The organism is Labilibacter marinus (assembly GCF_001659685.2).
Lineage (GTDB): Bacteria > Bacteroidota > Bacteroidia > Bacteroidales > Marinilabiliaceae > Saccharicrinis > Saccharicrinis marinus.
The window spans coordinates 66,640-78,740 of record NZ_LXYE02000053.1; the positions used below are offsets into that span (position 1 = coordinate 66,640).

Annotated in this window: 7 protein-coding genes; 4 read left to right on the plus strand and 3 right to left on the minus strand. The window is 36.8% G+C overall.

Annotated features, from left to right (window positions below; all coding sequences use genetic code 11):
* Genes A8L32_RS20565 through A8L32_RS20575 form a run of 3 tightly spaced genes read right to left on the minus strand, consistent with a single transcriptional unit; the run spans nucleotide 1 to nucleotide 2,835 of the window.
* The gene (locus A8L32_RS20565; protein WP_075591413.1) at nucleotides 1-531 is read right to left on the minus strand and encodes a YeeE/YedE thiosulfate transporter family protein; all 531 of its coding nucleotides are present in this window, start codon (nucleotides 529-531) and stop codon (nucleotides 1-3) included.
* The gene (locus A8L32_RS20570; protein WP_075591414.1) at nucleotides 524-1,213 is read right to left on the minus strand and encodes a cytochrome b/b6 domain-containing protein; all 690 of its coding nucleotides are present in this window, start codon (nucleotides 1,211-1,213) and stop codon (nucleotides 524-526) included. The genes A8L32_RS20565 and A8L32_RS20570 overlap by 8 nt, the downstream gene beginning before the upstream one ends.
* Before the next feature lie 32 nt (nucleotides 1,214-1,245).
* A complete protein-coding gene (locus tag A8L32_RS20575; protein ID WP_075591415.1) occupies nucleotides 1,246-2,835 on the minus strand; it encodes a tetrathionate reductase family octaheme c-type cytochrome in 1,590 nt (529 codons plus the stop codon).
* A gap of 478 nt (nucleotides 2,836-3,313) precedes the next feature.
* On the opposite strand from A8L32_RS20575, the gene A8L32_RS20580 reads away from it, so the two are divergent.
* From A8L32_RS20580 to A8L32_RS20600, 4 genes are all read left to right on the plus strand, one after another.
* The gene (locus tag A8L32_RS20580) at nucleotides 3,314-4,048 is read left to right on the plus strand and encodes an NUDIX hydrolase (RefSeq protein WP_075591416.1); all 735 of its coding nucleotides are present in this window, start codon (nucleotides 3,314-3,316) and stop codon (nucleotides 4,046-4,048) included.
* A gap of 29 nt (nucleotides 4,049-4,077) precedes the next feature.
* Nucleotides 4,078-5,685 carry an MFS transporter gene (locus tag A8L32_RS20585; RefSeq protein WP_075591417.1) on the plus strand — a complete coding sequence of 536 codons (1,608 nt, stop codon included), beginning with the start codon at nucleotides 4,078-4,080 and terminating at the stop codon, nucleotides 5,683-5,685.
* Between the two features lie 107 nt (nucleotides 5,686-5,792).
* A complete protein-coding gene (locus tag A8L32_RS20590) occupies nucleotides 5,793-8,231 on the plus strand; it encodes a GH36-type glycosyl hydrolase domain-containing protein (protein WP_075591418.1) in 2,439 nt (812 codons plus the stop codon).
* A gap of 738 nt (nucleotides 8,232-8,969) precedes the next feature.
* Entirely contained in the window at nucleotides 8,970-12,092 is a 3,123-nt protein-coding gene (locus A8L32_RS20600) for a SusC/RagA family TonB-linked outer membrane protein (RefSeq protein ID WP_083631436.1), read from the plus strand.
* Nucleotides 12,093-12,101: the final 9 nt, after the last annotated feature.

A 12,101-nucleotide genomic window follows, 5' to 3' on the forward strand; every position in this document is an offset into this window, starting at 1 on the left:
CTATTGTTTTTTAATCCATAAGTTTTTGAAAAAATAGGCGGTCATATAAGCCATCCCGAAAATGGCTAGCATGGTAATAATGCCGCCAAAGGACATTACGGCCATTCCGCTCAGCGCAGAGCCCGAAGTACAACCTCTTCCGAGCTGGCTACCAAAACCAAATAAAGCACCACCTGCTATGGCTGCAATAATTCGGGTTCTGTTTTTAACGCCAGGACCTTTTTCTAATTTTAATGCGACTCTATTGGAAGCAACAGCAGAAATAAATGCACCAATAAGTACGCCTAATACTTCAAAGACTAGCCACGATTTCATAGGGCCTTCTGGATGCGATTCATTATAATCAGCATAATATGCGGTGTTTTCTGCATGTTCAGGAGCCACGCTATTTACTGATTGAATAACCACGCTTTTAAATGCTCCACTTGCGCCAAGTCCTCTACCTGTTATATATATGGTAGCTAACAGAACAAAGCCTAGAAAAAATCCCGCTAAATAGGGATTCATGTATTTTTTAGGTGCCTCACTCATTTTCTTTCGTTTTTTTAGTTTCAACAACTTCTCCTTCACTCACCGTATTCTTAGAATTTTCATTCCCATTTTCAGGTTCATCATCTAACTCTTCCCAACCGGTAATCATTGCTTTAATATTTGTGGTTAGCGTATGTCCTGTGGTGGTCATATATACATGTACAATAACAAAAGCCATCAACAAAAATGCTCCTAATGTATGTATTACTGCTATCCATTCTAATGGGATATTTAAGGCAATAATCATATCATTTACATCAAATGACTTATAAAACATATACAGCAACCCCGATAAAATAACCATTGGTGCCATAACTAATTTAAAGCCTAAATACACTACGGCTTGTAAAGGATTTAACTTTTTACGAGCCGATTTAATGGTAGGGTGCGGTTCGCTTTTGAACATACCTACCGTATAATATCTTATTTGAGCCTGCAATTTTGAAAAAGTAGGGATGTACTGTCGCCATTCGCCCGTTGTAAAGTGCCAAAATATGCTAAAGGCAATTAATGCGAGTAATAAATAAGAGGCGGTACGATGGAAAGCCACTGCTTTTTCGAATCCAAACAAATGAAAGGAGTCATGAATCTCGAATCCTGTTAATGCCAGAAAAAAGATGAGTGCTGCCTGACTCCAGTGCCAAAAGCGTTCAAACGATTTATATATATATACTTTAGCCATAATGGTTATATTTATAGTTGCTTTTAAATAAGCTATTGATCTGTATTTATTTCTTCGGCTTCCATTTCGTTTTTCCTAAACGAATTAATTAAGCGGGCTAGTCCATGAATAGAAACACCAACTAAAGAACCCCAGAATAATAAATTACCCAATAAGTCGATCCAATTGTTGCGATCTCTACCAGGCATATAAAAGTCTGTTAGTGAAGCTAAACGACCATTATCACGAGTATGGCAGTCCGCACAAGCTAATGATTGATCCTTTGGCGAAACCATGTGATTCACTGGCCAGTACATCTCTGTTTCAATAAACTCATGCTTTCCACTATAAGGAAGATTCATTCTTTTCATACCAGCTTCTGCCGCTAAATCCCAATTAAAGTCTACCCAAAATGCACTATCGCCTTTTTCAGGAGAATATAGTTTAGGTTGAATGAGTAGTTTCGTTTCAGGGTCATAAATTTGATCACCGCGATGAACTTTAACGGGATAAATTTTAGAATGAATATCATCAGCAGAACCCAATAGTGTATTTATTTGTACAGGAATTGTGTCTACTATATCACCAAGGACGTAATGTTGGGCATTTCCATTAAACCATTTGTATTCAGGTTCAACATTTTTTTGCCAATCAAACTCTCCTTTTATAGATAAATAGGTATGGTTGCCCAGTGAATCTTCTTCGTGATAAGGTTTACCATCCTTAAGTTTTCCCGATTCCGACCAGCGCCAAGCCATTTTTGTAGCATTCTCTTTTGCGTAAGTAGGTATGTGGCAAGTCTGACAAGCAATTTTATCGTAATGACGATTGAGCATATCATCCAAGTGCGGACGAGAACTGTGGCAGTCTTCACAATTTAAGCGATTAACATCGGTTGATGAAACCGAATATAGTTTTCCTTTCATCTGGTGTTTGTCTGCAGTATGGCAATCAACGCAGCTTAAGTTAATTCCGTTTTGGGCCATATGTACATCTGTGTTTCTATCGCACGCCAATAAAGCCTCCTCCAAATCACCATGTTTTACATTGTTACCACCACCACTATAAAAGTGGCAACTTCCACAGTTAATTTTACTAGGGCTACCTACACTTTGTGCCACCTTTGAAAGATTAACGCTTCTGTCAGGATATCCAGCCATGGCTGCTCCTTTTATATACTCTTCACTATTATCATGACACACCATGCAATCTACATTTTTTGCATTGGTGAAATCAAAACTATTGCTAGTCATTCCAAAGCCTATGTGGCATTTTGCACAGGATTGTTCATTGGTGTTTGCGCCAATACAAAAGTTATTAAGTACATTCTTTTTTCCAATTTTAGAAATCCCTTTTCCTTCTACATAGGCTACTCGTTCCCAATTCCAGTGGCTAGAGTGAATTACCTCTTCATGCCTTTTGTTGTGACATTCCAAACAGGCTACAGTAACGTCTTGAGGGGTTTTAAAATCTTGATTTAAGATTTCAAACTGAGTATGATCTACGGAAGGTTTATCCTTGGTAGCATACTCCTGCTTTAGTTTGTATTGCGATAGATTTAAAGGTTCTGTTTTGTGAAGTAAGTTCACAGAAACTAAAACTATTATAGTAACCACAATAACATATACAATGACTCGATTCATACGCGTTGGTTTTATTTCTTTTGTTCTGGATTACTAAAGTTAAAGATAAAAATGCAAGGTATTAAGGTTTTTGATATAATTCTTACTACGATGATTTTCACCAAAAGTATACAAGAATCTAGATATATTAAGTGAGATATATATAGATTCTTGTAATTTATATTGAGTCTGCTTAAGTATAGTCTTAAAAGTATTGAGTTATATGGGGTGAACGGTGTTTGTGTATAATTTGCATAGGTGTCATTTCTTTTATTTAGAATCGATATAAATAGAAACATTCTTATTAACTAAATATTTACCATGATTGCCAAGAATTATCAAGGGTTCTTCTACTTCATTTATTACACCAGCAGTAACAAAAATTAACTTTTGGGTTAAAATATGTTGACTATTTATTTTAAAACAATTACATTGCGTTCAAATAGTAAAGTGTAAAAAATACACTAAGGGTGTTTTAAGTGAAAATAATGTAATGTAGATGAGGAAGTATTGTGATTATATATCAGTGGATTGTGTAATATTTGGTTTTGAGATTGACCGACTGAATGTTTTGCTTGTAGATAGGACACTAAGAGGTGAAGGTGAGTCGGATATTGAGTTCGCTGATCATACGCTGACAGGTAACCACATTTACGAAACGGAGACGGTAGGTGATGCTGCAAATCGTGTTTTATACGATTTGACAGGACTAACAGGAATTTATCTTGAACAGTTTAAAACTTTTGCTCATCCCGATCGACTAAAAAAAGAGAATGATAGAAAGTGGCTGTTGCACGACGGTAGAGATCCTGATAAAAGAATTGTGTCGATTGGTTATTTTGCTCTACTGGCTACGCAAGATGTAACCATAGAATGGAAAGGAAGAAATGTAAAATGGGTTCCTTATCATGAAATAGGCGAATTGGCTTTTGATCATAATGAAATATTAGAAAATGCATTAATTGCCTTGCGCAATAAGGCCAAGCACGAACCTATAGGTTTTGAGCTTTTACCCGAGAAATTCACCTTAAGCCAACTTCAAAAAGTATATGAAATTATTCTGGATACGGAGTTTGATAAAAGGAATTTTAGGAAAAAAGTAGCACGAATGAAATATCTAATACCTCTGGATGAAAAGCAAACAGGAGTAGCTCATAAACCCGCCAGATTGTACATGTTTAGCAGAGAGGTATATGAAAAAACGAAAAAAGACCTTTTTGATTTTTGGGTATAGAACTAAAACGAATTGAACAAAGCTTTTAAATGAAAAATAATCTACAACATAAACTTTCAATTAAAGAAAAAGTAGGGTACGCCCTTGGAGATGGAGCAGCTAATATTGCTTGGAGAGGAGCTTCAACGTTTCTACTATTCTTTTATACCGATGTTTTCGGAATTACCGCTGCGGCTGCAGGAGTATTGCTTTTAGTAGCGCGATTTAGTGATGGTGTTAGTGATGTGGCTATGGGGGTAATTGGCGATAGAACCAATTCTAAATACGGAAAATTTCGCCCTTGGGTTTTATGGACGGCCATTCCGTTGGCGGTTATCTTGTCGCTATTATTTACTACACCTGAAATAGGAACCACTGGTAAAATAATATACGCCTATACAACTTACATTCTGTTTACACTGATCTATACAGCTAACAATATTCCTTATGGAGCCTTGATGGCAGTGATGACTTCGGATAATAGAGAACGAACCAGTCTCGGATCGTACAGAATGGTGGGTGCATTTGGTGGAGGAATGTTGGTGCAAGGTGCATTGCTTTTTTTAGTGGCATACTTTGGTAATGTAGATCCCACTATTAAAATAAATCAATTACAAGAAGATAAATATGTAGTTAGTGTTTCTTCTCCTCAATTTGTAGAAAGTGCTAAAATTAACACCAAGGATGGTGTGGCTAATTTCGTTTGGGAAGATAGTTCCTTGGCTGAAAATAATAAGCCATCTCCATATATTAGTTTTTCGATGGAGCCAAATCAGCCCTATTCATTTATAGTTGAGGGCGAGAGAGAACTAGAGGAAGCTAAGATTTCTTTAATCAACCAAAAACGAGGTTATAGCAATTCTATATATGTGCTATCTGTTTTTTTGGCTTTGTTTATGATTGTAACATTTGCTACTACGCGCGAAAGAGTAGCACCACCTAAAACGCAGGAAACAAATCTTAAGAATGATTTATCAGATTTATTTCGCAATAAGCCGTGGTTAGTGTTATTGGTTGTAGGCTTATTATGGACTATCTATAACTCTATGAAGCAAGGTATGGTGCTATATTACTTTACACTTTACCTCAATAATCAATTATTAGCTGCTTCCTTTTTAGTAGGATTAATGATAGCTTCTATAGCTGGAGCAATGGTAACTGCACCATTAGGAAAACGCTTAGGGAAGAAGAAGTTATTTATATGTGCCTTGATATTTTCGGGAGCAGTAAACGCCTTGTTTATTTTCTGTGGACCTCAAGATGTAGGAGCAATATTTACCATAGGTATCATTTCTGAATTTGGAGCGGCCATATTTCCTACCTTGTTTTTTGCCATGTTAGGCGATGCTGCTGATTATTCTGAATATAAAAACAACAGAAGAGCAACTGGCTTAATTTATTCAGCGGGTTCGTTTGTAACCAAGTTTGGAGGAGGTATTGCTGCTGCCATTATAGGAGCCGTTTTGGCCGCCTACAATTACGATGGTATGGATTCAAGTACTATTGAGGGAGCCTTGCCTGCAGTTAAAATGCTGATGAGTTGGATGCCTGCATTAGTGGCTATGTTGGCGGCTGTTTTAATGACTGTTTATCCTTTAACGCAAAATAAATTAGATGAAATAAGCCTAGAACTTAATGAAAGGCGGAGTAGTGAATAAGTACCAGATAAGTACAGGGTTTAACAACTAACTAAATGGAGAGGGCACCGATATAGTGTTTGCGATATCGGTTCCATTTAGTAAAACTAACAACGAAAATAAATAAAATGAAATACGGTTTTTTTGATGATACTAATAAGGAGTACGTGATTACGGATCCTAAAACTCCATGGCCTTGGATTAATTACCTAGGCAATGAGGATTTCTTTTCGCTTATTTCTAATACGGCTGGAGGCTATAGCTTTTATAAAGATGCCAAGTTCCGTCGCCTTACAAGGTACAGGTATAATAATGTGCCCATGGACAATGGAGGAAGGTATTTTTACATTAAGGATGAGGATACTGTTTGGTCACCAGGTTGGAAGCCTTGTAAAACTCCATTAGATAAGTACGAATGCAGACATGGTATGAATTACACTTCCATACTAGGAGAAAAAAATGGTGTGTCTGCCAAGTGTACATTTTTTGTTCCGCTAAAAACATGGGCCGAGGTTCAAAAGGTAAGCTTAACCAACCATACCAATGCGGTTAAGAAAATTAAGCTTTTTTCGTTTATGGAATGGGCTTTATGGAATGCTGCTACGGATATGGAGAACTTCCAACGTAACTTCTCCACAGGCGAGGTGGAAATAGAAGGTTCTACTATTTATCACAAAACAGAATATAAGGAGCGCAGAAATCATTTTGCCTATTATTCGGTTAATCAAGCTATTGATGGCTACGATACCGACCGAGAATCTTTTATGGGTTTATACAATGGTTTTGAAGAGCCTGAGGTGGTTGAGAATGGAGCACCTAAAATGTCTAAAGCCATGGGATGGTCACCTGTTGCCTCTCATTATATTGAGGTGGAGTTGCAACCTGGAGAAACAAAGGACTTGGTTTTTGTACTCGGATATGTTGAAAATAAAGATGAGGAAAAGTGGGAAAGTAAAGGTGTTATCAACAAAACGAAAGCGAAAGAAACTTTAGCTCGATTTAATACTGCCGAAAAAGTAGATTCGGCTTTGGCAGAACTTAAAAATTATTGGGAAGGGCTGTTGAGTGCTTATACCGTTCAATCTGGCGATGATAAGTTAGATCGTATGGTCAATATCTGGAATCAATACCAATGTATGATTACCTTTTGTTTTTCGCGTTCAGCTTCTTTCTTCGAGAGTGGTATTGGACGAGGAATGGGTTTCAGAGATTCAAATCAGGATTTAATTGGTTTTGTTCATCAAGTGCCTGAAAGAGCGCGTCAAAGAATCATTGATATCGCTTCAACGCAGTTTCCTGATGGGGGATGTTATCACCAATATCAGCCGCTTACCAAACGAGGAAATAATGATGTTGGGGGCGGATTTAATGATGACCCGATGTGGCTTGTTTTAGGAACTACAGCTTACATTAAGGAAACTGGTGATTTCTCTATTCTTCGCGAACAAGTGCCTTTTGATAATGACGAAAGTATCGCCAAGTCTTTGTTCGATCACTTAACTGTTTCGTTTAATCACGTAGTTAATAATTTAGGTCCGCATGGTTTACCACTAATTGGTAGAGCCGATTGGAACGATTGTTTAAATCTGAATTGTTTTTCTACAGACCCCAACGAATCGTACCAAACTACAGAGAATAAAACAGAAGGGTCAAAGGCTGAATCTCTTATGATTGCTGGTTTGTTTGTAGTTTATGGGCGTGATTATATTGAGTTATGTAAGGTGTTGGATAATAGTGAAGAGGCCAAGCGTGCTCAAGTACATGTTGATGCTATGGTAGGTGCTATTAAAGCACATGGTTGGGATGGCGATTGGTTTTTAAGAGCTTATGATTTTTATGGTAAAAAAGTGGGAAGCCATGAAAACGAAGAAGGAAAAATATTTATAGAATCGAACGGTTGGTGTACCATGGCCGAAATAGGAAAAGATGAGGGCATGGTAGAAAAAGCCTTAGATAGTGTAAAAGAAAAATTGGATACGCCTTATGGTATTGTTTTAAACAATCCAGCGTTTACAAAATATATTGTAGAATACGGAGAGATTTCCAGTTACCCTCCAGGATATAAGGAGAATGCAGGAATTTTTTGCCACAATAATCCTTGGATCATGATTGGAGAAACCAAACTTGGACGAGGGGAACAGGCTTGGGAGTATTTTAAAAAGATATGTCCGGCTTACCTACAAGAATTTAGCGACCTGCACAAAACAGAGCCCTATGTTTATGCCCAAATGATTGCAGGTAAAGATGCGGTTAAGCCCGGTGAAGCTAAAAATTCTTGGTTAACGGGTACAGCAGCCTGGAACTACTATACAATTACGCAATATATTTTAGGTATTCAACCTCATTATTACGGTCTAAAAGTTGACCCATGTATTCCAAAGGATTGGAAAGGGTACAAAATAAGCCGCAAGTTCAGAGGTGTTACCTACAATATTGAAGTGAAAAATCCACACGGTGTAAATAAAGGAGTCAAGTCAATACAAGTCAATAATAAAAGTATTGATGGTTGTATTATTCCTATTATGCCAGAAGGAACTCACGATGTAATTGTTGTGCTTGAAAGTTAAAGGATAGTAAGTGAAAAATAATGAAACAGAATGCCTATGTAACAGATTGAAAGAAAAGAAAAAGAGAACCCGTATGGAAATTGCAGCTTCCTCCGGGTTCCAAACATCAAAACCTTTAAAAAATGGAATTGAATCACTTTAATAACGCAAATTTATGAAAAACTCTAATCATTTTAGCACATGTGCATGACGACTATTTGTAATTGGTTGCTGGCTTGTAAATAGCGGTGTTGATATAAATAATTTAGTTAGCTAAAAATGTAATGTAACAAAACGATCAAAAATGGTAGTTTATGAGTAGTGTATTATTCATTATTGAAGTTTGTAACTGAGAAAAATAGGCTACCTAGTATCTACTTTATTTATTAGAGGTGCGTTTTGTAAGGGTCACATTAGTAGTTAGTAAGATGTGGTTTGTATTTCTTGATCTCTACTTTTTTAGTATATTTATTTAATAATTGTTAAAAAATGACTCTCTTTGTTAATGTAATTTTTAAAGGAGATTTGAAGGTGTTATTGAGTTTAGTTAATTGATTATAATATTGACTATTTGTAAATGCCTTTATTACTAAAAAATCTTTTGCCGAGATCAACTTTTATTAATATTTCAAGATATGCTTATGTAATACTAAAACAAAAAGAAAAAAAGAACCCGTTTGGAAATTGCAGCTTCCTTCAGGTTCCGAAAATCAAAACCTTTAAAAAAATGGAATTGAATCACTTTAATGACGCAAATTTATGAAAAACTCTTATCAAGTGAAGTGCTGTACACAGCAAGTACACACTCAAATTAATGCCAGTGCCAACTGGTTGAAAAAAATGGGTTTAACCCTGTTTTTATTGTTGTCCCTTGTGTCCACGCTTATGGCACAAACTAGTGAAGTAACAGGTACAATTACCAACACCCACGGAGAACAACTTCCAGGTGTAAATATTATTATAAAAGGCACCACACAAGGTACCGTTACTACTATCGATGGAGAATATAGAATTAATGTTGCTTCAACAGACGTTCTTGTTGTTAGTTTTATTGGTTATACCAGTCAGGAAGTAGCCGTGGGTGACCAAACGACCATTAACGTTACGCTTGAAGAAGAAACCTTAGGTATGGATGAGGTTGTAGTAGTAGGGTATGGAGTTCAGAAAAAGAGCTTGGTAACAGGTGCTATTTCTGGAATTGAAGCAGAGGAACTAGAAAATAACTCATGGACCAATGCCGAAAGCGCTTTACAAGGTAGAACCCCTGGAGTTGTTATTGTACCTCAGTCTGGTTCGCCAGGAGCTGGTATGAATATGAAAATCCGTGGTTCAGGTACCAATGGTGATTCTAATCCACTTTATATTGTTGATGGTATCCGTATGTCAGATATAAAGGATATCTCGCCAACAGATATTGCTTCTATTGAAGTATTAAAAGATGGAGCTTCTGCTGCCATTTATGGTGCCGAAGGAGGTAATGGAGTTGTGATGATTACCACGAAAACTGGAGTAGCAGGTGAAGGAAAAGTTACTTACGATTTTAGCTATGGAGTTCAGAGTGTGGGTAATTTACCTAGCTTGTTAAATTCAGCAGAGTATAATCAATACCAAAGTGAGCGTGTAGATGGAGACGGAAATGCAATCGTACCAAATACAAGCGAACATGACACGGATTGGTTAAATGAAATTTTTACAACTGCCCCTATGCAGTCTCATAACTTATCTTTTTCAGGAGGTACAGAAAAATCAAAATACTTTACTTCTTTAAGTTATGTAGCCCAAGATGGAATTGTTGGTGGAGATGAATCAAAATACGAGCGTTTTACAGCACGTATAAATGCCGATCATAAAGTAAAAAACTGGTTAAAGGTTGGTGTAAATGCAACTTATGCTCGTTCTAACAGAAAGGTGTTAAATGAAGATGATGAGTTTGGTGGATTAATATCTTCTGCGTTATTGCTAGATCCTTATACGCCAACAACACTAGCTCCAGACAAGTTAAATGATTTCATGACTAAAGTATTAGCTGATGGAAATACTTTACGAATGGATGGTAGTGGCGACTATTACGCTATTTCTGAGAATGTAAGAGGAGAAATGATTAATCCTTTGTTGCAGATGGATTTAGCAACCGAAGAAATCGCTACAGATCGTATTGTTGGTGCTATTACTATGGAAATAGATTTAACTAAGGATTTAAAATTTACTTCGCGCCCCGGTGTTGATGTAAAAGTTGCCAATACTACTAGTTGGACGCCTAAATATTATTATTCAAATGAGCGAAACAACTCCACATTAGCTACAAACGACAACTACGACCTATTTTATCAATGGCAATGGGAAAACTTCATTAATTATAACAAAACCTTTGGAGCCCATTCTGTGTCAGGGGTATTGGGTATGTCCTCTCAAATGAGTGTAGATAAGTTTGTTACTACTAATACTTCGGATATGCCTCGCGAAGGAAAGGAGTATGCACAGCATGCTTACACCAGTGGAACAACGGGTTTAATCGATGGTAATCGTTTCGAGAATAAATTAGTGTCTTATTTTGGTAGAGCTTCTTATGATTATAAGAATAAGTATATGGTTCAGGCCACATTAAGAAACGATATTACTTCAACGTCTAATGTTCCTTCTGAAGGAATCGGTGGGATTTTTCCATCGGTATCAGCCGGTTGGACATTCTCCGAAGAAGATTTCTTTCCTGAAGGTTTTATTAGCTTGGGTAAGTTAAGAGCTAGTTGGGGGCAAAATGGTAGTATTAAGTCGATTACAAGCCAAGCTCGCAACGAAGGGCAGTTCTTATATTCATCGTCAATAACAACATCAGGTTTAAGATATCCTAATTCTTCAGGAGGTTTTATTACTGCAGCAGAACCAGGAAGAACAGTTAATCCTAATCTTACTTGGGAAACCAGCGTTCAATCAAATATTGGTTTAGATTTAAGAATGTTAGATGGTAGTTTATCATTCACAGCTGATTATTTTAGTAAAGAAACCAAAGATTTATTAATGTTTGGTCAGCCACCAGCAATATCTGGTACTTATGCTTCTATGATAAATGCAGGGGATGTTAAAAACTCAGGTATTGAGTTAGGCCTTGGATATAAAGATTATAGTGGTGAGTTTAAGTATAGCATTAATGCCAACTTTGCTTCCTTAAAGAATGAAGTAACTAAATTAAATGTTACTGCTCCTCGTTTAAATGGTAGCGATATAGGTACTGGTTCTTGGGTAGGTGCAACTGCTTTTGAAGTAGGAGAGCCAATTTGGTACTTCCGAGGATATAAAACCAATGGTATTGACCCCAATACTGGAGATCCTATTTTTGTTGATGCGGATGGGAATAATACTTCTGATCCTGTAGATGCTGATAGAACAAACATTGGAAGTCCACATCCGACCTATATGTATGGATTAAGTGCTGTTTTAGAGTATAAAGGATTTGATTTTAACTTTTTAATGCAAGGTCAAGGAGGTAATCAAGCAGTATACGGATGGATGAGAACGGACCGTTTAACGGGTAATTTACACAAACGCTTTTATGACGACCGTTGGACTGCAGATAATACAAATGCATCTATGCCAAGTGCAAATGGCGATAGTAGAATGTATGCTAGTGATTTAATGGTTCAGGATGCTGATTTCTTACGCATTAAACAAATTCAATTAGGATATAATATTCCACAAACATGGGCAGAAACAGTGAAGATTTCTTCTGCAAGAGTTTATGTTTCACTTGATGATTACTTTACATTCACTAAGTACGAAGGAATGGATCCTGAAGCTGGAAGTGACCAGTTTAATCGTCAAGGGATAGATAGAGGAGTTTACCCTACACCTCGTAAATTTATGTTTGGTTTATCTGTTTCATTCTAATCTTATAAA